Origin of the sequence: Polynucleobacter sp. MG-Unter2-18 (assembly GCF_018687675.1) — a bacterium.
Lineage (GTDB): Bacteria > Pseudomonadota > Gammaproteobacteria > Burkholderiales > Burkholderiaceae > Polynucleobacter.
This window is the reverse complement of sequence record NZ_CP061302.1, coordinates 20,619-42,866: the sequence shown is the minus strand read 5'-3', so window position 1 is coordinate 42,866 and position 22,248 is coordinate 20,619. Positions and strand designations below refer to the sequence as shown.

19 protein-coding genes, 7 tRNA genes, 3 rRNA genes and 1 pseudogene are annotated in these 22,248 nt (G+C 46.2%); 6 read left to right on the top strand and 24 right to left on the bottom strand.

Annotated features, from left to right (window positions below; all coding sequences use genetic code 11):
* Nucleotides 1-188 precede the first annotated feature (188 nt).
* The 16 genes and pseudogenes from rplL to C2759_RS00180 all read right to left on the bottom strand — a co-directional run bounded on the left by rplL (nt 189) and on the right by C2759_RS00180 (nt 10,596).
* The gene (rplL, locus tag C2759_RS00255) at nt 189-563 is read right to left on the bottom strand and encodes a 50S ribosomal protein L7/L12 (RefSeq protein ID WP_011901893.1); all 375 of its coding nucleotides are present in this window, start codon (nt 561-563) and stop codon (nt 189-191) included.
* Between the two features lie 132 nt (nt 564-695).
* A pseudogene (gene rplJ, locus C2759_RS00250) lies at nt 696-1,235 on the bottom strand (50S ribosomal protein L10); the annotation flags it as partial.
* Nucleotides 1,236-1,469: 234 nt separating this feature from the next.
* Nucleotides 1,470-2,171, bottom strand: a complete 702-nt coding sequence (rplA, locus tag C2759_RS00245; RefSeq protein ID WP_173959377.1) for a 50S ribosomal protein L1 — start codon at nt 2,169-2,171, stop codon at nt 1,470-1,472.
* A gap of 2 nt (nt 2,172-2,173) precedes the next feature.
* Nucleotides 2,174-2,605 carry a 50S ribosomal protein L11 gene (rplK, locus tag C2759_RS00240; RefSeq protein WP_011901890.1) on the bottom strand — a complete coding sequence of 144 codons (432 nt, stop codon included), beginning with the start codon at nt 2,603-2,605 and terminating at the stop codon, nt 2,174-2,176.
* Between the two features lie 156 nt (nt 2,606-2,761).
* A complete protein-coding gene (gene nusG, locus C2759_RS00235) occupies nt 2,762-3,334 on the bottom strand; it encodes a transcription termination/antitermination protein NusG (RefSeq protein WP_046329370.1) in 573 nt (190 codons plus the stop codon).
* 7 nt (nt 3,335-3,341) lie between these two features.
* Nucleotides 3,342-3,719, bottom strand: coding sequence for a preprotein translocase subunit SecE (secE, locus tag C2759_RS00230; protein WP_215355373.1), 378 nt, complete (start codon nt 3,717-3,719; stop codon nt 3,342-3,344).
* Nucleotides 3,720-3,739: 20 nt separating this feature from the next.
* Nucleotides 3,740-3,815: transfer RNA gene (locus tag C2759_RS00225), tRNA-Trp, on the bottom strand.
* A 12-nt stretch (nt 3,816-3,827) separates the two neighbouring features.
* Nucleotides 3,828-5,018: an elongation factor Tu gene (gene tuf, locus C2759_RS00220; RefSeq protein WP_215355371.1), complete on the bottom strand. Its 1,191-nt coding sequence runs from the start codon at nt 5,016-5,018 to the stop codon at nt 3,828-3,830.
* A 68-nt stretch (nt 5,019-5,086) separates the two neighbouring features.
* Nucleotides 5,087-5,161: transfer RNA gene (locus C2759_RS00215), tRNA-Thr, on the bottom strand.
* A gap of 21 nt (nt 5,162-5,182) precedes the next feature.
* Nucleotides 5,183-5,256 (bottom strand) — tRNA-Gly (locus C2759_RS00210).
* Between the two features lie 7 nt (nt 5,257-5,263).
* Nucleotides 5,264-5,348, bottom strand: a tRNA-Tyr gene (locus tag C2759_RS00205).
* A 112-nt stretch (nt 5,349-5,460) separates the two neighbouring features.
* Nucleotides 5,461-5,574, bottom strand: a 5S ribosomal RNA gene (gene rrf / locus C2759_RS00200).
* A gap of 107 nt (nt 5,575-5,681) precedes the next feature.
* Nucleotides 5,682-8,555, bottom strand: a 23S ribosomal RNA gene (locus tag C2759_RS00195).
* Between the two features lie 267 nt (nt 8,556-8,822).
* Nucleotides 8,823-8,898 (bottom strand) — tRNA-Ala (locus C2759_RS00190).
* A 30-nt stretch (nt 8,899-8,928) separates the two neighbouring features.
* Nucleotides 8,929-9,005: transfer RNA gene (locus C2759_RS00185), tRNA-Ile, on the bottom strand.
* A gap of 58 nt (nt 9,006-9,063) precedes the next feature.
* A 16S ribosomal RNA gene (locus C2759_RS00180) occupies nt 9,064-10,596 on the bottom strand.
* The 16S, 23S and 5S rRNA genes sit together here with 5 tRNA genes alongside, the layout of an rRNA operon.
* Nucleotides 10,597-11,092: 496 nt before the next feature.
* Between C2759_RS00180 and C2759_RS00175 the strand changes: the two genes are divergently transcribed.
* A complete protein-coding gene (locus C2759_RS00175; RefSeq protein WP_215355369.1) occupies nt 11,093-11,752 on the top strand; it encodes a GNAT family N-acetyltransferase in 660 nt (219 codons plus the stop codon).
* Here C2759_RS00175 and C2759_RS00170 read toward each other — a convergent pair.
* The 3 genes from C2759_RS00170 to C2759_RS00160 are packed head-to-tail and all read right to left on the bottom strand — an operon-like array spanning nt 11,749 to nt 13,421.
* Nucleotides 11,749-12,090: a c-type cytochrome gene (locus tag C2759_RS00170; protein WP_251366973.1), complete on the bottom strand. Its 342-nt coding sequence runs from the start codon at nt 12,088-12,090 to the stop codon at nt 11,749-11,751. The two genes, C2759_RS00175 and C2759_RS00170, sit on opposite strands and share 4 nt — an antisense overlap.
* 35 nt (nt 12,091-12,125) lie before the next feature.
* Nucleotides 12,126-12,773: a BON domain-containing protein gene (locus C2759_RS00165; RefSeq protein WP_215355367.1), complete on the bottom strand. Its 648-nt coding sequence runs from the start codon at nt 12,771-12,773 to the stop codon at nt 12,126-12,128.
* A gap of 27 nt (nt 12,774-12,800) precedes the next feature.
* Nucleotides 12,801-13,421 carry a phosphoheptose isomerase gene (locus C2759_RS00160; RefSeq protein ID WP_251366972.1) on the bottom strand — a complete coding sequence of 207 codons (621 nt, stop codon included), beginning with the start codon at nt 13,419-13,421 and terminating at the stop codon, nt 12,801-12,803.
* A gap of 88 nt (nt 13,422-13,509) precedes the next feature.
* Between C2759_RS00160 and rsmI the strand changes: the two genes are divergently transcribed.
* Nucleotides 13,510-14,415 carry a 16S rRNA (cytidine(1402)-2'-O)-methyltransferase gene (rsmI, locus tag C2759_RS00155; protein ID WP_215355365.1) on the top strand — a complete coding sequence of 302 codons (906 nt, stop codon included), beginning with the start codon at nt 13,510-13,512 and terminating at the stop codon, nt 14,413-14,415.
* 41 nt (nt 14,416-14,456) lie between these two features.
* Here rsmI and C2759_RS00150 read toward each other — a convergent pair whose 3' ends face one another.
* The gene (locus C2759_RS00150; RefSeq protein WP_251366971.1) at nt 14,457-14,693 is read right to left on the bottom strand and encodes a hypothetical protein; all 237 of its coding nucleotides are present in this window, start codon (nt 14,691-14,693) and stop codon (nt 14,457-14,459) included.
* 102 nt (nt 14,694-14,795) lie between these two features.
* On the opposite strand from C2759_RS00150, the gene C2759_RS00145 reads away from it, so the two are divergent.
* The 4 genes from C2759_RS00145 to gcvH all read left to right on the top strand — a co-directional run bounded on the left by C2759_RS00145 (nt 14,796) and on the right by gcvH (nt 16,856).
* Nucleotides 14,796-14,871 (top strand) — tRNA-Arg (locus C2759_RS00145).
* A gap of 188 nt (nt 14,872-15,059) precedes the next feature.
* A complete protein-coding gene (locus C2759_RS00140; protein WP_215356580.1) occupies nt 15,060-16,094 on the top strand; it encodes a fatty acid desaturase in 1,035 nt (344 codons plus the stop codon).
* A 41-nt stretch (nt 16,095-16,135) separates the two neighbouring features.
* Complete coding sequence (locus C2759_RS00135; protein WP_041396810.1) at nt 16,136-16,321, top strand: hypothetical protein; 186 nt, start codon at nt 16,136-16,138, stop codon at nt 16,319-16,321.
* 139 nt (nt 16,322-16,460) lie between these two features.
* On the top strand, nt 16,461-16,856 hold the full coding sequence (gene gcvH / locus C2759_RS00130; protein ID WP_371816926.1) for a glycine cleavage system protein GcvH: 396 nt from the start codon (nt 16,461-16,463) through the stop codon (nt 16,854-16,856).
* Here the strand turns inward: gcvH and priA are convergent.
* The 4 genes from priA to atpD all read right to left on the bottom strand — a co-directional run bounded on the left by priA (nt 16,853) and on the right by atpD (nt 22,212).
* Nucleotides 16,853-18,964 carry a primosomal protein N' gene (gene priA, locus C2759_RS00125; protein WP_251366970.1) on the bottom strand — a complete coding sequence of 704 codons (2,112 nt, stop codon included), beginning with the start codon at nt 18,962-18,964 and terminating at the stop codon, nt 16,853-16,855. The two genes, gcvH and priA, sit on opposite strands and share 4 nt — an antisense overlap.
* A 281-nt stretch (nt 18,965-19,245) precedes the next feature.
* Nucleotides 19,246-20,364: a uroporphyrinogen decarboxylase gene (hemE, locus tag C2759_RS00120; protein ID WP_215356578.1), complete on the bottom strand. Its 1,119-nt coding sequence runs from the start codon at nt 20,362-20,364 to the stop codon at nt 19,246-19,248.
* Nucleotides 20,365-20,373: 9 nt separating this feature from the next.
* Nucleotides 20,374-20,790, bottom strand: a complete 417-nt coding sequence (locus C2759_RS00115) for a F0F1 ATP synthase subunit epsilon (RefSeq protein WP_015420208.1) — start codon at nt 20,788-20,790, stop codon at nt 20,374-20,376.
* A gap of 21 nt (nt 20,791-20,811) precedes the next feature.
* Nucleotides 20,812-22,212, bottom strand: a complete 1,401-nt coding sequence (gene atpD / locus C2759_RS00110; protein WP_215355361.1) for a F0F1 ATP synthase subunit beta — start codon at nt 22,210-22,212, stop codon at nt 20,812-20,814.
* Nucleotides 22,213-22,248 lie beyond the last annotated feature (36 nt).

Genomic DNA, 22,248 nt, shown 5'->3' with positions numbered 1-22,248 from the left:
ATTGGCCACTACCAATCACTGGCGGACAACACTAAATCGAAAGATTCAGTGTCCGACCAAACTTGCATTCTGCAGTCGTATCAGAAGGCAAACCCGATTTCAATCAGAAATGAAATCGGGTTTGACCACTAATGGTCAAACCCAACAGGGCTAGCACCCCTTTTTGAGGGGCACTAACTTTGCTTGTATTACTTGAGTTCTGCTTTAGCGCCAGCTTCTTCAAGCTTCTTCTTAGCTTCTTCAGCCGTCTTCTTATCAACAGCTTCTTTGATTGGCTTTGGTGCGCCATCAACTAAGTCTTTAGCTTCTTTCAAGCCAAGACCAGTGATTTCGCGAACAGCCTTAATTACTGAAACTTTATTTGCACCAGCTTCGAGCAAGTTCACAGTAAATTCTGTTTGCTCTTCAGCAGCAGCGCCACCGGCAGCGCCAGCAGGACCAGCAACAGCCATTGCTGCAGCTGAAACACCAAACTTTTCTTCGAACGCTTTAACTAAGTCGTTCAAATCCATTACGGACATGCTACCTACTGCATCAATGATTTCTTCTTTAGTAATCGCCATTTTTAGCTCCTAATACTTAAATAGTTAATCTGTCGCTTATTCAGCGGCAGGGGTTTCTTTTGTTTCTGTTCCAGCTTCTGGGGCTGCGGCTGCAGGCTCTGCACTTGCTTCTGGAGCAGCGGCTTCAGCAACTACTGCTGGGGCTTCTGCTTCAATAACAGGTGCTGCAACTGGAGCAGGTGCTCCTTCTGCTTTTTGTGCTGCTACTGCGCCCAATACGCGAGCCATTGCAGAAACTGGGGCCAACATGACGCCCAACAACTGAGATAACAACTCTTCGCGGCTTGGAATAGACGCAAGGGATTTAACGCCCGCAACGTCCAACAACTTGCCGTTATATAAGCCAGCAGTAATGACTAGCTTGTCTTGAGTCTTAGCAAAGTTCTGCAATACTTTTGCCGAAGCAATCGGATCAGCAGAGATGCCATAGATCAAGGGGCCAACCATCGAATCAGCAAGAGGCTCAAACTGTGTACCTTGTGCAGCACGGCGTGCCAATGTGTTCTTCAAAACGCGAAGATATACACCTTGGTCACGTGCGCTAGCACGCAGCTTTGTTAACTGCTCAACTGGAATACCACGGTATTCAGCAAGCACGACTGTTTGAGCTCCAGCCAATTGAGCGCCGACATCAGCAACAATCGCTTTTTTGTCTTGTACATTCAAAGGCACGGTTTAACTCCTAAAAAACCAACTGTTTCCAGTTGGGGTTACACACCAGCGTCTGATCATTTGTCACAAGAAAATCTTGTGAAATCTTTTCAGGGTCGCCATCTGCGCTGGCTATTACTTTCGTAACGATTAAGAATTATTTCTAGGCAAGCCAATAATTCACCAACGGTCTTTGATGTTCGACTCTCACTCAAAGAGCGGGAGTCGACCCAAAGTTCTTTTGTTACAAACGGATTACTGCGCCGCTTGTATCGATGCTTGGTCTACACGTACGCCTGCACCCATGGTGCTGCTTACGGCAACCTTCTTTAAATAAATGCCCTTAGATGCAGGTGGCTTAGCTTTGTTCAAAGCCTCAAGCAATGCGAGCAAGTTGGATTTCAATGCAGCTGGCTCGAACGAACGACGTCCAATGCTGGCGTGCACGATACCGGCTTTGTCTACACGGAATTGCACTTGACCAGCTTTTGCATTCTTCACTGCAGTAGCAACGTCAGGGGTAACAGTTCCTACTTTTGGATTTGGCATCAAACCACGTGGGCCCAATACTTGACCTAAAGTACCAACAATCTTCATTGTGTCTGGGGATGCGATCAAAATATCGAAATCGATTTTGCCGCCTTTAATTTGATCAGCCAGCTCTTCCATGCCAACGATCTCAGCACCAGCAGCTTTAGCTTGTTCAGCTTTTTCGCCTTGTGCAAACACCGCTACACGAACATGCTTGCCAGTACCGGCTGGTAGCACAACCGCGCCACGCACAACTTGGTCCGATTTCTTAGCATCGATTCCCAACTGAACTGCAACATCGATAGACTCATCAAACTTAGCAGTTGCACACTCTTTAACGAGGTTCAATGCATCTTCTAATGCATAAAACTTATTGCGATCAACTTTAGATTCGATTGCTTTTAAACGCTTAGATAACTTAGTCATGATTAGAGACCTTCCACTGTGATGCCCATTGAACGGGCGCTACCAGCGATTGTTCTTACAGCAGCATCCATATCAGCAGCTGTCAAATCTGGCATTTTTGCTTTAGCAATTTCTTCTGCTTGAGCACGTGTAATTTTTCCTACCTTATCCGTATGCGGACGTGGTGATCCTTTTTCGATCTTTGCAGCCTTCTTAATCATGATGGTTGCTGGCGGAGTCTTCATAATGAAAGTGAAGCTCTTATCAGCAAATGCTGTAATCACGACTGGAATTGGAAGGCCAGGTTCCATGCTCTGAGTTTGAGCATTAAACGCCTTACAGAATTCCATAATATTGAGGCCTCGTTGACCCAATGCTGGACCTACGGGAGGTGATGGATTTGCTTTACCTGCAGGGATCTGCAGCTTGATAAAGCCAATGATCTTCTTTGCCATTGATTGCTCCTAAAAGCGCGCCTAACCTCATTAGGTAAGACCGCTGTTGAGTAAACGCTTCACTAGTTTTTGGCTTTCTAGATCCGCTCCTCGGTTATTACTAACCACTTAACACCACTACTTTTTGATACAAATACCCTTAAATTGGGTATTTTTTTACATCTTTTCTACCTGGCCGAACTCCAGCTCAACTGGGGTACCGCGGCCAAAAATTGTAACAGAAACGCGTAATCTTGACTTTTCATAGTTTACTTCTTCAATATTTCCGTTGAAGTCAACAAATGGGCCTTCTTTAACGCGCACAATCTCACCAACTTCAAATAGCGTTTTAGGCTTCGGCTTATCTACACCGGCCTGCATTTGATCCATGATCTTGGCTACTTCTGCTGTAGAAATAGGACTTGGTCGGTTACGTACCCCACCTACGAAACCAGTCACTTTTGGCGTATTTTTCACCAAATGCCAGCTCTCATCGGTCATTTCCATCTCAATCAGGACATATCCTGGGAAGAAACGACGTTCAGATACAGATTTTGCTCCCGACTTGATTTCTACAACCTCTTCGGATGGAACCAAAATACGGCCAAATTTTTCTGGCATACCAGAGCGAGCAATACGCTCTTCCAGGCCTCTTTTAACGCTTTTTTCCATGCCAGAATAAGCATGAATAACATACCAGCGCATATTGCCAGTAGCTTGTGGGTTTGAGACTAATTCAGCATCAATCATTATTTACTCACTTCCAGCCCAAAAAGACTGAAAAAACTAGCCATTCAATTAATTTGTCTGCAAGCCACAAAAATAAGGACATGATCACGACAAAGCCAAATACGACTAGAGTCATTTGGGTCGTCTCTTTGCGAGTCGGCCAAACAACCTTTTTTACTTCATACCAAGAATCTTTAGCGTAAGCGATAAAACGACGCCCATCTGCTGACATGGCCACAATTAAAACTGCAGCTGCTATGCCGCCAAACAAAACAGCCAATCGGATCAATAAGGATTGGTCCGCCAACGTGTAGTAAAGAACTAACGCTGCAACGACGATTAAAGCAGCGAGTCCAGAGACCCAGCTGCTTTTTTCTTCGGTATTACCTGCTGTATGTTGAGACATATTACTTTCAGTTCAAATCGTGGCAGGGGCGGAGGGCATCGAACCCCCAACCTTTGGTTTTGGAGACCAACGCTCTGCCAATTGAGCTACACCCCTTTATTAAAACTATTAAGCCAAAATCTTCGCAACCACACCGGCGCCAACAGTACGGCCACCTTCACGGATCGCAAAACGTAAACCTTCTTCCATCGCGATTGGCGCGATGAGCTTGACGGTAATCGTGACGTTATCACCAGGCATGACCATTTCTTTGTCTTTTGGCAACTCGATTGAACCAGTTACGTCCGTAGTACGGAAGTAAAACTGTGGACGATAGTTGTTAAAGAATGGTGTATGACGGCCACCTTCGTCTTTACCCAAGATATAAACCTCGGCTGTAAAGTGAGTATGTGGGGTGATTGAACCTGGCTTAGCCAATACTTGGCCGCGCTCAACTTCTTCACGTTTTGTACCGCGTAACAAGATACCAACGTTATCGCCTGCTTGACCTTGGTCGAGTAATTTGCGGAACATTTCAACACCAGTACAAGTTGTCTTGAGGGTTGGCTTGATACCAATGATTTCAATCTCTTCACCAACCTTAACGATACCGCGCTCGATACGGCCTGTAACAACAGTACCGCGACCGGAGATAGAGAACACGTCCTCTACTGGCATCAAGAACGCACCGTCAACAGCGCGCTCTGGAGTTGGGATATAAGTATCTAATGCATCAGCCAACTTCATGATGGCTTCTTTACCTAATGGGCCTTCGTCGCCTTCTAAAGCTAACTTAGCAGAACCTTGCACGATTGGTGTGTCATCGCCTGGGAAGTCATACTTAGACAAAAGCTCACGAACTTCCATCTCAACTAACTCTAACAACTCAGCATCATCCACCATATCGCACTTATTCAAAAATACGATGATGTAGGGAACGCCAACTTGGCGTGCCAAGAGGATGTGCTCACGAGTTTGTGGCATTGGGCCGTCAGCTGCAGAGCAAACCAAAATAGCGCCGTCCATCTGAGCGGCACCAGTAATCATGTTCTTAACGTAGTCAGCATGTCCTGGGCAATCGACGTGTGCATAGTGACGATTTGCAGTCTCGTACTCCACGTGCGCTGTATTAATCGTAATACCACGTGCTTTTTCTTCTGGAGCAGCATCGATCTGATCGTATGCTTTTGCTTCGCCACCGAATGCTTTTGAAAGCACGGTTGCAATTGCTGCTGTCAATGTGGTTTTACCGTGGTCAACGTGACCAATAGTGCCAACGTTTACGTGCGGTTTTGTCCGCTCAAACTTTTCTTTTGCCATTTTTTTGTCTGCCTTTAGTTAACTCTTAAACCAACACACGAAATTAAATTTATTTACTACATAAGCCATGGTGCCCATGGGCAGGATCGAACTGCCGACCTCTCCCTTACCAAGGGAGTGCTCTACCACTGAGCCACATGGGCAAATACAAATACTATTAAAACTGGAGCGGGATAAGAGAATCGAACTCTTGACCGAAGATTGGAAATCTGCTGTTTTACCATTAAACTAATCCCGCACATCTCTGGTGGAGGGGGTAGGATTCGAACCTACGTAGGCATAGCCAACAGATTTACAGTCTGCCTCCTTTAGCCGCTCGGACACCCCTCCGCGAACCCAATATTCTGACTCCTAATGGAGTTATTGTCAATCTCTTAAACCTCAATACGCTTCGCACAAGTAAAAACGCCCAGACCTAAGAGGGTCTGGGCGTCGCATTGGTGCCCGGCAGTTACCTACTTTCACACGGGTAATCCGCACTATCATCGGCGTAAAGTCGTTTCACTGTCCTGTTCGGGATGGGAAGGAGTGGTTCCAACTTGCTATGGTCACCGGGCGTAGAGGGTCGAGTTGTTGATAAATCAACAACTCTTATTTGAGTAAGCATGTAATTAAGGATGCAGATTAAATCTGGCAAACATCCAACACAATAGTGCTGGTTATAGGATCAAGCCTAACGGGCAATTAGTATCAGTTAGCTTAACGCATTACTGCGCTTCCACACCTGACCTATCAACGTTGTGGTCTTCAACGACCCTTTATGTAGGTTAAACCTACGGGAGATCTCATCTTCAGGCAAGTTTCCCGCTTAGATGCTTTCAGCGGTTATCTCTTCCGTACATAGCTACCCTGCGATGCTTCTGGCGAAACAACAGGTACACCAGCGGTACGTCCACTCCGGTCCTCTCGTACTAGGAGCAGCCCCCGTCAAATCTCCAACGCCCATGGCAGATAGGGACCAAACTGTCTCACGACGTTTTAAACCCAGCTCACGTACCTCTTTAAATGGCGAACAGCCATACCCTTGGGACCGGCTACAGCCCCAGGATGAGATGAGCCGACATCGAGGTGCCAAACACCGCCGTCGATATGAACTCTTGGGCGGTATCAGCCTGTTATCCCCAGAGTACCTTTTATCCGTTGAGCGATGGCCCTTCCATACAGAACCACCGGATCACTATGACCTGCTTTCGCACCTGCTCGACTTGTCGGTCTCGCAGTTAAGCACGCTTTTGCCATTGCACTTTAGGTACGATGTCCGACCGTACCAAGCGTACCTTCGTACTCCTCCGTTACACTTTGGGAGGAGACCGCCCCAGTCAAACTGCCTACCATGCACTGTTCCCGACCCAGATAATGGGCCAAGGTTAGAACCTCAAACAAACCAGGGTGGTATTTCAAGGTTGGCTCCAGCGGAACTAGCATCCCGCTTTCAACGCCTCCCACCTATCCTACACAGACCGGTTCAAAGTCCAATGCAAAGCTACAGTAAAGGTTCATGGGGTCTTTCCGTCTAGCCACGGGTAGATTGCATCATCACAAACATTTCAACTTCGCTGAGTCTCAGGAGGAGACAGTGTGGCCATCGTTACGCCATTCGTGCAGGTCGGAACTTACCCGACAAGGAATTTCGCTACCTTAGGACCGTTATAGTTACGGCCGCCGTTTACTGGGACTTCAATCAAGAGCTTGCACCCCATCATTTAATCTTCCAGCACCGGGCAGGCGTCACACCCTATACGTCCACTTTCGTGTTTGCAGAGTGCTGTGTTTTTATTAAACAGTCGCAGCCACCTTTTTATTGCAACCCTTTCGTCCTCCCCTTGTACAGGGTCAAACTACCAGGGCGCACCTTATCCCGAAGTTACGGTGCAAATTTGCCGAGTTCCTTCTCCTGAGTTCTCTCAAGCGCCTTAGAATACTCATCTCGCCCACCTGTGTCGGTTTGCGGTACGGTCTTGTTAGACTGAAGCTTAGAGGCTTTTCTTGGAACCACTTCCAATTGCTTCGCGAATAAATTCGCTCGTCTCACGCCCTTGAATTACGCTACCGGATTTACCTAATAGCCATCTCCAACGCAAGAACCGGGACTTCCAACACCCGGACAACTTTCCGCGATCCGTCCCCCCATCGCATCTAACAATGGTCAAGGAATATTAACCTTGTTCCCATCAGCTACGCATCTCTGCCTCGCCTTAGGGGCCGACTCACCCTGTTCCGATGAACGTTGAACAGGAAACCTTGGGCTTACGGCGAGGGGGCTTTTCACCCCCTTTATCGCTACTCATGTCAGCATTCGCACTTCTGATACCTCCAGCATCCTTTACAAGACACCTTCACAGGCTTACAGAACGCTCTCCTACCATCACATTGCTGTGATCCGCAGCTTCGGTTATATGCTTAGCCCCGTTACATCTTCCGCGCAGGACGACTCGATCAGTGAGCTATTACGCTTTCTTTAAAGGATGGCTGCTTCTAAGCCAACCTCCTGACTGTTTTAGCCTTCCCACTTCGTTTCCCACTTAGCATATATTAGGGACCTTAGCTGGCGGTCTGGGTTGTTTCCCTCTTGACACCGGACGTTAGCACCCGATGTCTGTCTCCCGTGATTGCACTTGTAGGTATTCGGAGTTTGCTATGGCGCAGTAATCCGCAATGGACCCCACTACCATGACAGTGCTCTACCCCCTACAGTGATACACGAGGCACTACCTAAATAGTTTTCGGAGAGAACCAGCTATTTCCAGTTTTGTTTAGCCTTTCACCCCTATCCACAGCTCATCCCCTAACTTTTCAACGTTAGTGGGTTCGGTCCTCCAGTACGTGTTACCGCACCTTCAACCTGGCCATGGATAGATCAACTGGTTTCGGGTCTACACCCAGCAACTAGCGCCCTATTCGGACTCGCTTTCGCTACGCCTTCCCTATTCGGTTAAGCTTGCTACTGAATGTAAGTCGCTGACCCATTATACAAAAGGTACGCAGTCACCCCTTACGAGGCTCCTACTGTTTGTATGCACACAATTTCAGGATCTATTTCACTCCCCTCCCGGGGTTCTTTTCGCCTTTCCCTCACGGTACTTGTTCACTATCGGTCGATTACGAGTATTTAGCCTTGGAGGATGGTCCCCCCATATTCAGACAGGATTTCACGTGTCCCGCCCTACTTGTCTCTAGCCTAGTACCACCCAATAATTTTCACATACGGGACTATCACCCTTTATTGTCGGACTTTCCATTCCGTTCTGTTAATTACTGAGATATCACTAGAAGGCTGTTCCCATTTCGCTCGCCACTACTCTGGGAATCTCGGTTGATGTCTTTTCCTCTTGCTACTTAGATGTTTCAGTTCACAAGGTTCGCTTCTCATACCCTATGTATTCAGGTATGGATACCACAAAAGTGGTGGGTTTCCCCATTCAGAAATCCCCGGATCAAAGCTTATTTACCAGCTCCCCGGGGCTTATCGCAGGTTATAACGTCTTTCGTCGCCTGTAATCGCCAAGGCATCCATCATGTGCACTTATTCACTTGATCCTATAACGAGCACCATTGCTAGTACCTGTTACAGGTTTATTTCTACTTCTGACATGTTTGCCGTAATCCAAACTGTAAGTACTTGTTAAAGAACTTGGTAAAACTCGTTTGTATTACTGATTGATGATTCAATCTTTACCCTTATTACATTGTCAAATGTCCTCTCAAAGAAACATTTGACACTTTGCTTACTCAAATTTTTAAAGAACAGCCATAAATGGCAAAACTAAACGATTAAGTCTTCGCTTAGTTTTGACATTTAGATGATGGTGGAGGATGACGGGATCGAACCGACGACCCCCTGCTTGCAAAGCAGGTGCTCTCCCAGCTGAGCTAATCCCCCAACGTCCCACTAAGTCTTGTTTCTGGCTGGTGGTGGGTCTGGTAGGACTTGAACCTACGACCCCTGCGTTATCAACACAGTGCTCTAACCAGCTGAGCTACAGACCCGTGGCTTTTATTGTCAACCGATAAGTGTGGGCACTAGAGCTCCAGCATCTTTCTCTAGAAAGGAGGTGATCCAGCCGCACCTTCCGATACGGCTACCTTGTTACGACTTTACCCCAGTCATGAACCCTGCCGTGGCAGTCGCCCTCCTTGCGGTTAGGCTAACGGCTTCTGGCAAAACCCACTCCCATGGTATGACGGGCGGTGTGTACAAGACCCGGGAACGTATTCACCGCGACATTCTGATCCGCGATTACTAGCGATTCCAGCTTCACGTAGTCGAGTTGCAGACTACGATCCGGACTACGATGCATTTTCTGAGATTAGCTCCCCCTCGCGGGTTGGCAACCCTCTGTATGCACCATTGTATGACGTGTGAAGCCCTACCCATAAGGGCCATGAGGACTTGACGTCATCCCCACCTTCCTCCGGTTTGTCACCGGCAGTCTCTTTAGAGTGCTCTTGCGTAGCAACTAAAGACAAGGGTTGCGCTCGTTGCGGGACTTAACCCAACATCTCACGACACGAGCTGACGACAGCCATGCAGCACCTGTGTTCACTTTCCCTTACGGGCACCTAATGTATCTCTACTTCGTTAGTGACATGTCAAGGGTAGGTAAGGTTTTTCGCGTTGCATCGAATTAATCCACATCATCCACCGCTTGTGCGGGTCCCCGTCAATTCCTTTGAGTTTTAATCTTGCGACCGTACTCCCCAGGCGGCTGACTTCACGCGTTAGCTACGTTACTCAGGATGTAAATCCCGAACAACTAGTCAGCATCGTTTAGGGCGTGGACTACCAGGGTATCTAATCCTGTTTGCTCCCCACGCTTTCGTGCATGAGCGTCAGTGTTATCCCAGGGGGCTGCCTTCGCCATTGGTATTCCTCCACATATCTACGCATTTCACTGCTACACGTGGAATTCTACCCCCCTCTGACACACTCTAGCTATACAGTCACAGGCGCCATTCCCAGGTTAAGCCCGGGGATTTCACGCCTGTCTTGTATAACCGCCTGCGCACGCTTTACGCCCAGTAATTCCGATTAACGCTTGCACCCTACGTATTACCGCGGCTGCTGGCACGTAGTTAGCCGGTGCTTATTCTTCAGGTACCGTCATTCCCGGACTGTGTTAGAGCCGGTGTTTCTTCCCTGACAAAAGAGCTTTACAACCCGAAGGCCTTCTTCACTCACGCGGCATTGCTGGATCAGGGTTTCCCCCATTGTCCAAAATTCCCCACTGCTGCCTCCCGTAGGAGTCTGGGCCGTGTCTCAGTCCCAGTGTGGCTGATCGTCCTCTCAGACCAGCTACTGATCGTCGCCTTGGTGGGCTTTTACCCCACCAACAAGCTAATCAGGCATCGGCCGCTCTAATCGCGCGAGGTCTTACGATCCCCCGCTTTCCCCCTCAGGGCGTATGCGGTATTAGCACAGCTTTCGCTGCGTTATCCCCCACGATAAGGTACGTTCCGATGTATTACTCACCCGTTCGCCACTCGCCACCAGGTACAAGTACCCGTGCTGCCGTTCGACTTGCATGTGTAAGGCATGCCGCCAGCGTTCAATCTGAGCCAGGATCAAACTCTTCAGTTTAATTCCTGTGATCCTTGCGGATCGTCGCACTCATTCAAAAGAAATTGACTTGGTAATAAAACCAAATCTTTTTACTGTCTATGAGTACTATTTATTTACATCTGTCCCGAAGGACTTGATGCTTTCACTTAGTACCCACAATTATCGGTTGACTAATTTTTAAAGAGGGCTGCGCGTTTTTGTATTTCATAAAACATTGCAGCAGAGAGATGAGACTTTATACCCCTTTTAAGGGTCCGTCAACACCTTTCGTAGTCTTTTTCTGGAAAAAAGCGATGTTTTTTCCTACTTTTCAAATAAACCTATTTAAAACAAGGGGATGGAGATCGAAAAATATTTTTCAATTTTTTAAAAAATATGCGGGTTTTTATGAATATGACAGTAAATTTTGGGAAAGCACTCAATTTTTTTGCCCTATTTATCGTCTTTTTTTGTTTGCATTTCTAATATTAGGGAAAACCCTGAAATTTGATCTAGTTTCTGATAGTATGTTGCTATGCACAATAAATTAGCGAATAGTCACTTACCCAGCAAGCCCTATACAGCTGGCTTAGCAGTACCCGTTCGAGAATTACATGCTGGCCATAGAGAGCAAATTCTTCAACATCTTTTGCTGCTGAATGAAGAGGACCGTCGTCTTCGCTTTGGTACTCAAACGCCTGATGAGGTTATTCATCGCTATGTAGAGAACCTTGATTTCAATAGGGATACCATCTTTGGCAGCTTTGATACCCAACTAAAGCTGATTGGTATGGCTCATTTAGCGTATTTACCGAAAACTAAAGGTCAGCCATTAGCTGCAGAGTTTGGCGTATCAGTGCTGCCTAGCGGCAGAGGGCAGGGCATAGGTACAGCCTTATTAGCACGGGCTTCGGTGCACTCACGCAATACTCGCATCGAAACCTTATTTGTCCATTGCTTGGCAAATAACCGGGCGATGATGCATCTGGCACAAAAGGCAGGAATGCTCGTTGAGTACGCCTATGGCGATGCAGATGCTTACTTGAAGTTACCGCCTGCAAATTCAAGCACGATTGTTGAAGAAGCTGCCAATGAGCAGTGGGCTGATTTTGACTACGCACTTAAAGAAAACTTTAAACGTTCAAATGATGCGTGGTCCTGGTTTCTTGAAAAGCCAGTCGTTCGTCCAACTTAATTTGCGCTAGGCGCACCGCGCAAAATCCAGGCAGCCAATAAAGATACATCAGCATCGCTTAGCTTTGCATTTGCTGGCATGGGTACAACGCCCCAAGATCCAGAGCCACCTTTAATAATTTTGTTTTTTAAAAAAGCCATTGGGCTAGGATCGTTCGCATATTTTTTTGCAACGGCTTGAAAGCTTGGGCCCACAATTTTTTTATCAAGTGCATGGCATCCCAGGCAAGCATTTTGTTTCGCAAGTAATGCTGCCTTTGCATCATCACTAGATGCCTTCACACTCAGCGAACATAGCAAGAAGATGCTGGCAAGTAAAAAACATTTCAGATGTTGCATAGATAAATTCTTTGCTCGTCTTTCATCAAACAGCTTTACTGTTTTGGCATTGAGTTTGGTTGCGCTTCGTCTGCCTTACCTTGTTTCTCTAGACGCGTTTTTTCCGCTTCAGAAATGATATCGAAGTAGACGTACACATCTTTAACACCGTCAATATTGCTGGTGACTTTTTTAGCAATTGCTGCCTCATTTTGCGTCAGAATGCCCATCAAATAAACACTGCTACCTTCAGCAATAATCGCCATCGAATTAGATGGCAGCTTGTCTGTAAAAATCATTTGGGTTTTAATTTTAGATTCAAGGTAGGAATCATTAGCGCGAGCAGTAAAGCTGCTGTTTGGTCCAATGACCAATTCATTAAAGACAGAGCGAGCATTTTTCATTGCCTTTACAAAGGCGCCAGCCTGACTCTTAATGTCGGCATTTTTTATTTCACCAGTCAACAATACCTTTTGATTGAATGATGTCACGTTGATATGCGCATCATCGCCATAGCGCTTAGCTAAAGCATTGCTAGCCTCCAACTCAATGCCTTTATCGATTGCTTGTACAGCTGGCGAACGGCGATCCGCCATCACACTTGCGCCTGCCACCACGCCACCAACAGCCAGCACGCCACAACCAGATAAGAATGAGGAAATCAAAATCGCAGCAAATAATTTGATGATGAGAGTATTTCGCATATGCGTACCTTCTAATTAATGAAACTATTAATCGAGCAATAAATGATCTACGCCATCACACAAAGCATGAAGCAAAACTAAATGTGTTTCTTGAATGCGAGCAGTGCGAGTGGAGGGCGCGCATAGATGAATGTCATCTGCACCTAATAAGCTGGCAATTTTTCCGCCGCCGTTACCAGTTAAAGCAATAATCAGAATCCCCATCTTTTTTGCAGCCTCAATTGCTCTCACTACGTTTTTTGAATTGCCTGAGGTGGAGATGCCAATCAAGATGTCACTTTTTTTTCCAAGGCCACGAACTTGCTTGGAAAAGATTTCGTCATAGCTATAGTCATTACCTACAGCGGTCAAAATAGATGTGTCTGTAGTCAGCGCAATCGCGGCCAACTCTTGTCGCTCTCTCTCGAAGCGACCAATTAGCTCAGCGGCAAAGTGTTGCGCATCAGCAGCAGATCCACCATTGCCGCAAGCCATTACTTTTCCGCCAGCACGCAAACAGTCTGTCATGGCGACTATGCCACGAGCAACCTGTTCAGGAAGTATTTTTTCAGCCTCTTGCTTTACAGCAATACTGTCTAAAAAATGTTGGGATGCGCGAGCGCGCAAACGTTCGAGAGTGTCTTTATCCATCGCATTATTATGCGCCATAGTTCAGGCAAGCTGCTTACGTTAGCTATGATTTCAAAAGCAACGTATTCTCTTGTTTATTGATACTTTTTTGCAAAAGATTGCCTACATGGAATTAAGCTCCTTTGACTTTTTAAAACAACAGGATCTGCCAGCTGGGGCCCTATATATGGTTGCAACTCCCATCGGTAATTTGGGTGATATTACTTTGCGCGCACTACATGTACTTAATTCGGTAGATGGAATTGCCTGTGAAGACACCAGACATAGCGCGCCCCTGCTACAACACTTTGGCATTCATAAGAAATGTGTCGCTCTGCATGAGCACAATGAAATTACTGGCTCGCAATCGATTATTGAGCACCTCGCTAAAAATGAACGCTGGGCCTACATTTCGGACGCGGGCACTCCGGGCGTTTCTGATCCGGGTGCAAGACTAGTAAGCGCCGTTCAAAAAGCAGGCTTTCGAGTTATTCCTATCCCCGGGGCTAGTGCGGTATCTACCGCCATTTCTGCCAGTGGCTCAGTCATGTTGCCATCGGAAGGGCGCTTTCAGTTTCTTGGGTTCTGGCCTAACAAAGCTAAAGAGCGGGGCATACTCATTCAAGATATTCGTAACAATTTAAAAACGAGCATCTTTTTTGAATCGCCACATCAAATACGCGACACCCTGATTACGCTAAGTAAAGAACTGGAGCCAGAGCGCCAGGTACTCATCGGCAGGGAGCTCACCAAAAAGTTTGAGCAACTAGTTACGCTCGACGCAATCAAGATTCCAGAGTGGCTTGATAGTGCCGAAAGCCTAAGAGGTGAATTTATTGTCTTAGTAGCTGGCCGCCAAGCCAATACAGATCAGACACCTGAACATTCTGCGCTCTTGCTATGGGCAAATGCTTTGAGTCCCTACTTGGGCAGCAAAGAAATCGCCGCCGTACTAGCTAAAACACTTGGTCTAAGCAAAAAAGAGGCTTACCAAGTGGCACTAGATGCCAAAGATCAAAATGGCCAAAAGTAATAAAGCTGGCCAGATGCCAGCTTTATTGTTGTGCTGAAAGACTATTTAGCGGCTGGGGCGGCCTCTTTGGACGCCGCTGGAGGGCTAGCATCTTGGTAATTTAACTGCGCAACAGGCTTAATCAGCTGCTCAGCAGAGGCAGCGGCATCAGTACGCTTACCGTTGTTAACATAAACCAACAGCAACAAGATAATGATCAAAGGCACAAAAAAGGTAGCAAATACCGTGATGATCAGTTGTTTGGGGGTTTTAATAATGCTGCCGTGCGCTTCGCTCATAGGACTTTTATAGTTTGACTGGTTTTAGAGTAACTTCACAATTATAACGAGACCGTAAAGATATAGGCACTTACAATAGCCTAGTTAGCGAATTTCCTACTGGCGCCCGTAGCTCAGTGGATAGAGTATTGGCCTCCGAAGCCAAGGGTCGCAGGTTCGATTCCTGCCGGGCGCACCAAATCAGGGGGGTTTTGACCTACATCATGCGCAAATTCGTGAAAAAGGCTATCATTTCTCCCTAACTTATTGATTCTTATCATGTCAAATCATCTAAATTCTGCCCTATCCGAACCTTCTATGGCCAATCCTTTGGCTCCAGATCTTCCGTTGCCACACCGAAAAATTATTCGCAGCTGGCTGATCCCCATGGCTCAAGGAGAAACGGCAAAAGCAATTGCTTTGCTAGTGATGGATGCTGTTTTATGGCTTGGCTGTATCGCTGGAACTATTTTTATTGAAAGCGTGCTGATCAAAATCGTTTTGGGCTTAGTTGCTGGTTTTGTTACTGGTCGTATCTTCATCTTAGGTCATGATGCCTGCCATCAAAGCTACACTCCGCACCGCGAACTAAACAAAGTGTTAGGTCGCATTGCGTTCTTGCCATCTCTAACCCCTTATAGCTTATGGGATGTGGGCCACAACGTTGTGCACCACGGTCAGACCAACCTGAAGGGTTTTGACTTTGTCTGGGCTCCATTATCAAAAGCAGAATTTGATGCTCTTCCTGCATGGCGCAAGGCTTTGGAGCGTCTTTACCGTAGTGGTTGGGGCCCTGTTTTCTACTATCTCACTGAGATCTGGTGGAGACGCGAGTACTTCCCGAATGCCAAAAACAAGCCTGGCGATCGTCCAATTTTCTTAAAAGATAATTTATTGGTAACTGGCTTTGCCATCATCTGGATTGCCTGTCTTATCGCTGGCGCCCTTGCGACTGGTCAATCTGTTTGGCTTGGTCTTATCACTGGCTTTGCTATTCCCTTCCTCTTCTGGAACGGAATGATTGGTTTTGTGGTCTATGTTCACCATACCCACACCTCAGTCTCTTGGTACGACAAGAAATCTGAGTGGTTGCGTGCCCAGCCTTTTGTATCAACCACGGTCCATTTGACCTTTAATTGGATTTGGGGCTCTTTAATGCACCATATCATGGAGCATACCGCCCACCACGTGGATATGAGCGTCCCCCTTTATCGCCTCCAGGAGGCTCAAAATACTCTGGAAACCATCCTTCCAGAGCGTATTTTTATCCAAAAGTTCTCTTGGGCCTGGTACTTTGAGACCGCTCGTAAGTGCAAGCTCTATGACTTCGAAAATAAGGCTTGGCTTGATTTTGATGGCAATAAAACGGCTGATTCAGTCAGAGTCGTTCTAAGCCCAGCCCCAGCGGGACAAAACGGGTAAAATAGAGTTTCTGTACAAGATTTGGATTACCCGGATTGCCCATGACTACCTCGACTCCAGCTGCTACCCAAGAAACCTCACAGAGCCTTAAGTTTTGCTCCTCATGCAGTCGCGAAAAGCGGCTGGAAGGTGGCACCTGGATTCCGACCAGCAATCGCAAGCAGCGCTGGATTTGTGCAAGCTGTTTATACAACCGTACACATCGTACGGGCTCAGCAAAAACCTAAATTTTTTATTTAGCTTTACCAGCGTAGCATTGATCAATCCCCAAAAAAGGGATTGTTTTGACGCTCTTCACTAAACGTCGATAGAAATCCATAACGCGGAACAAACTCCATGTCGTCACCGACATAGTCAACAGGATACATAATGAAAACTCAAGACACATTTAGGTTTGCAGAAACACATGAGTGGGCCAGTATCGAAGATGATGGACTGGCATGGGTGGGTATTAGCAATCATGCGCAAGAGGCTTTAGGTGATGTCATGTTTTTCCAAGCGCCAAAAATTGGTCAGCAAGTGAAGCAGGGCGAAGCCATTGCCGCAATAGAGTCAGTTAAAGCGGCAAGCGATATTCATGCGCCCATTAGCGGCGAGATTGTTGCCCTCAATGAAGAGATGGATGCTAACCCTGAGGTAGTAAATACTCAACCGTATACAGTTTGGTTATTTAAAATTAAACCAACATCCCCAGAGATGCTGGGTGCCAATCTTAACGACTTGATGTCGCTCACACAATACGAATCGTGTGCAGGCGCTTAGATAGCAATCGGATCGCGCTCTACCAGCCATCGAATGCGTGATGTTTTGCTGATTCTTCCTGTGGAATCTTGGCGTAACACTTGATCAATTATTTCAAGTGTTTCTTGTAGCAGTTTACGATTGCCTGACTCAATTAATAATTGAGCACGCTCTGCACCCGCCACCCGCATGACCGGCTTAGGTACTGGGTCGTACACTTTTAGCTCTTTTGTAATCAGACCCTTTATTTTTATACGCGTCTTTAGTTCATTCAAGAACTGAATCGCCTGATCCAAGCTTTTACCTTCTGCATGTATGAGCGCTTGATATGAGTAGGGTGGTAATTTTGCCTCTTCTCGCTCTTTAGCAGTAAATGCTAAAAATCCATCGACATCATGTCTTAACAAATACTGAAATACCGGTGACTCTGGGTATTGTGTCTCGATATAAATATCACCCCCAGCTTCACCTTGAGTGCCCGACCTACCCGCACGTCCAGCCACCTGAACTAACTGCGCAAATAATCTTTCGGCAGCCCTAAAGTCTGCTGAATACAGTCGACTATCAGCGTCTAATACGGCAACTAGTCCAATGTTTTGATAGTCATGACCTTTGGCAATCATTTGAGTGCCAACGACAATATCAACATTGCCATCGTGTATTTCCGTAAAGAGCGCTTCTGCTCCTTTACTCTTTCTGCTTGAGTCCGTGTCGACCCGCAGCACTCTGGCTTGTGGCCACATTTCTTCAATCGCATCTTCTAATTTTTGAGTTCCATGCCCAAGCGTTTTCAGATCTGCATTTCCGCAATCAGGGCAAAATTGTGGAATGGGCTTTACCAAACCACAATGGTGACAATTCAATACCGATCTTTTGCTTAATGCTCCGGCCTTATGCATGACGGTATAGGTAGAGCATTGAGTACATTTTGATAACCAATTACATGCTGAGCAACTGAGTACCGGAGCATAGCCGCGCCTATTAATCAAAATCAAACTTTGTTTTTTTTCTGCAAGCGTTTTTGTAATGGCGTTTGCCAATGTTTTTGTAATCAGACTTTTTTGTTTGGTTGCGCCTACATCGCCTGGGCTAAATTGATTTTGTGGATCACGTGTATTAATTAAATGCACGCTGGGCAGACTTGCGCCCTGTGCACGCTGATCAAGTCGAATATTTTCGTAGCGACCAGCTTGAGCTGCTAACCAGGTTTCTAGTGACGGTGTTGCAGAAGATAAGAGGATGGGTATTTTTTGATCATGGGCTCGCCAAATTGCCAAATCTCTTGCTGAGTAGCGGGTACTATCTTGTTGTTTATAAGATGGGTCGTGCTCTTCATCTACCACTATGACGCGTAAATTTGGAATTGGCGTTAATGCCGCCAACCTAGTTCCCAAAATAATTTGTGCTTTACCAGTCATCGCCTCATACCAGGCGACACCTCTTTTCTTTTCACTGATACCGCTATGCAACACTACCATTTTTTTATCAGGGAAGTAGGCTCTCACTCTTCTTTCCAATTGCGGCGTTAAGTTAATCTCTGGTACTAGTAACAGTACTTGTGCATCATCTTCTTTAAGGGTGCTTGCCAGCCAATTCAGAAAAACTGCTGTCTTGCCACTTCCTGTTTGACCCTGTAGCAGAATTGCCCTAAATTGATTTTCTTTTTCACCATCTGACAGTAATTGATCTAGGGCGATCTTCTGTTCGGAATTTAATTGATCTAGTGTGATCAATCCTTCTGTGACATCAGCTAGCTTCTTTTTACTTTGCTTTTCAGCTGATTTCAGTTTTTCCGTTATCTTTTCCCAGGCATCTGCTTTTTTCCACATTTGCGGGATGACTGGCAAAGCAGTTTCTCCTAAAGCATGGATGTAGTAATGGCTGGTAAAGCTCATTAATCTCAATAGGGCGGGGTCGAAAACTGGAAATGGCGCAAGGCGATCCACATATTTCAACTTTCCGATCTCATAATCGGAGTGATTGCTTACTTTTACTACCAGCCCAATTTCTTTTGATCTTGCAAAGGGTACTTCAACTACATTGCCAATTTCAGGGAATCTGCCTAATTTTTCAATATCCCATAGGTAGTCAAAGCCCTGAACTAAAGGCTTATCTACTACCACCTGCACTACGATAGGCTGAGGGGCATTTACTAAAATTTGTTATTTCACCCTGTGGATAAGTCTGTGGATATCATTCGTCACTTTGTATAACTGTAGTTATTTTATTGGAATGCTATCTTGGATAGAAAATCAGCATTTTATTGATTATCTATACAAATCAGAGACTTAGAATGGTTTGTAAAGGTAAAATTTGATAATTCCTACGAATCTCACTGTATTTTTTATTTTGCACATTTCTGTGCATAACTTTTACCAAAATACCAAACTAAGTTAGCAATTACTTATTGTTATTGCTTTGTGCGCAAGGATTTTGACTTAGTGATTACAGTTTCAGAGAGCGCTGTCACATTTTCGGGCGGGGTAAATTGGTTGATGCCGTGCCCTAGATTAAAAATATGGCCATCGAGAGAATGCAGACCTGGCTTTAATGCAGGAGCCTGCGCTAAGTCATTCAAGAGACTTTCGGCAGCAACTGCAATTTGCTTCGGTTCTGAGAACAAAATGAGCGGATCTAAGTTGCCTTGCAAAGCCAGCGGCTTGTTGATATCTAAAAGCTGCTGACGAGCGCGACTTAAGCGCATAGTCCAGTCAATCGCTATGACATCTGCCCCAATTTGCGCCATATCGTTTAACCAAATACCACCGCCTTTTGTGAACATAATGATTGGGATTTTGCGCCCTTCATGTTCACGAGGTAATAGTGCAATTACTTTTTGCATGGCAGCCAAAGACATTCTCTGATACCAGCCGTCAGGAAGTAAACCACCCCAAGTATCAAAAATCATGAGCGCTTGCGCCCCGGCCTTTACCTGCTCAATTAAGTAAGCAGCCACTGACTGTACATTAATCTCCAGAATATGCTCAAGCAAATCTGGGCGACTAAACATCATAGTCTTGGCATGGCGAAAATCGTCTGAACCAGAACCATCAATCATGTAGCAGGCCAGTGTCCATGGGCTTCCAGAAAAACCAATGAGTGGCACGCGCTGCTTACCATCCTGAATCAATGCCTTGCGAATTTCTGATACAGCATCAAAAACATATTTGAGCTGATCCATGTCTGCAACTCGTAATTTTTTTACCGCTTCTTCCGTACGCAGGGGATGATCAAAACTTGGTCCCTCACCTGCTGTAAATTTGAGACCCAGGCCCATTGCATCAGGAATGGTCAAAATATCCGAGAACAAAATCGCTGCATCTAATGGGTAGCGATCTAACGGCTGGAGCGTTACCTCTGTTGCATATGCTGGATTTTTAGCTAAACCAAGAAAGCTTCCAGCTCTTGCGCGCGTGGCGTTGTACTCTGGCAGATAGCGACCAGCTTGGCGCATGAGCCACAGCGGCGTTTGATCAACCGCTTCGCCTAGGCAAGCCTTTAAAAATCGATCATTTAACAACAAAGAAATGTCCGAATCTTATTTTTTACGACGGAAACGGGCAATCGCTGCCAGCTGTGCAGCTGCCATCGCAAATTCTGATTGAGCCAAAGCTAAATCAAAGTCCGTGCCACGATTTTGCATAGCCTCTTCAGCGCGCTTCTTTGCTTCGTTAGCTTTAGCTTCATCAAGGTCATGTCCGCGAATGGCGGTATCGGCCAGTACTGTGACATGATCCGGCTGCACTTCTAAATAGCCACCTGCAACGAATACAAACTCTTCATCACCATCAGCTTTTTCGATACGAACTGAGCCTGGACGAATGCGTGTAATCAAAGGAGTGTGGCCGCGCAAAATACCAAGCTCACCATTTTCACCGGGAAGCGCAACAAACTTCGCCTCTCCGCTAAAAATGGATTGCTCTGCACTTACTACATCGACACGTATGGTTGACATAATTTCCCTAGATGAGTTCGATTAAAGCTTCTTAGCTTTCTCGATGGCTTCATCAATTGAACCCACCATATAGAACGCTTGCTCTGGCAAGTGATCCAATTCTCCACTGCAAATCATTTTGAAACCACGGATAGTTTCTTTCAATGGAACGTATTTGCCTGGTGAACCAGTAAATACTTCTGCAACGTGGAAAGGCTGGGACAAGAAACGTTGAATCTTACGGGCACGAGATACGGCTAATTTGTCTTCTGGTGATAACTCATCCATACCCAAAATAGCAATAATGTCGCGCAACTCTTTATAACGCTGCAATGTCATCTGAACTTCACGGGCTACGTCATAGTGCTCTTGACCAACTACTTGTGGGTCAAGCTGACGGCTAGTTGAATCCAATGGATCAACCGCTGGGTAAATACCCAAAGCAGCAATATCACGTGACAACACCACTGTGGAGTCTAAGTGTAAGAAGGTTGTCGCTGGTGATGGATCGGTCAAGTCATCCGCAGGAACGTAAACGGCCTGAATAGATGTAACGGAACCAGTCTTTGTTGAAGTAATACGCTCTTGCAACTTACCCATCTCTTCAGCCAATGTTGGCTGATAACCCACAGCGGATGGCATACGACCGAGCAACGCAGATACTTCAGTACCGGCGAGTGTGTAACGGTAAATATTGTCAACGAAGAACAAAATATCACGGCCTTCATCACGGAATGCTTCAGCCATTGTCAAACCAGTCAACGCAACGCGCAAACGGTTGCCAGGAGGCTCGTTCATCTGACCAAACACCATTGCCACTTTATCTACAACGTTAGATTCTTTCATCTCGTGATAAAAGTCATTACCTTCACGAGTACGCTCACCAACGCCAGCAAACACAGATAAGCCTGAATGTTGCTTAGCGATGTTGTTAATCAATTCCATCATGTTTACGGTCTTACCAACACCTGCACCACCGAACAAGCCAACCTTACCGCCCTTAGCAAATGGGCAAACTAAGTCAATAACCTTAATGCCAGTTTCTAACAAGTCAACGGAAGGTGAGAGCTCATCAAACTTTGGTGCTGGCTGGTGAATAGCGCGACGCTCTTGAGTAGCAATAGGGCCTGCATCGTCAATTGGGCGGCCTAAAACATCCATAATGCGGCCCAGTGTGGCTGGACCAACAGGAACAGAAATTGGCGCACCAGTCGATTTCACTTCCATGCCGCGACGCAATCCATCGCTAGCACCCATGGCAATTGCGCGTACAACGCCATCACCAATTTGTTGCTGAACTTCAAAGGTCAAACCTTTTTCAGCAAATGATTTTTCTCCGCTCTCAACCAATGTCAAGGCATCATAAATGTTTGGCATGTTGTCACGTGGGAACTGAATGTCCACCACTGGACCGATACACTGCACGATATTTCCGTTACTCATCGCATTTCTCCGCTTTTAATTCCTGAATTCTTTCGT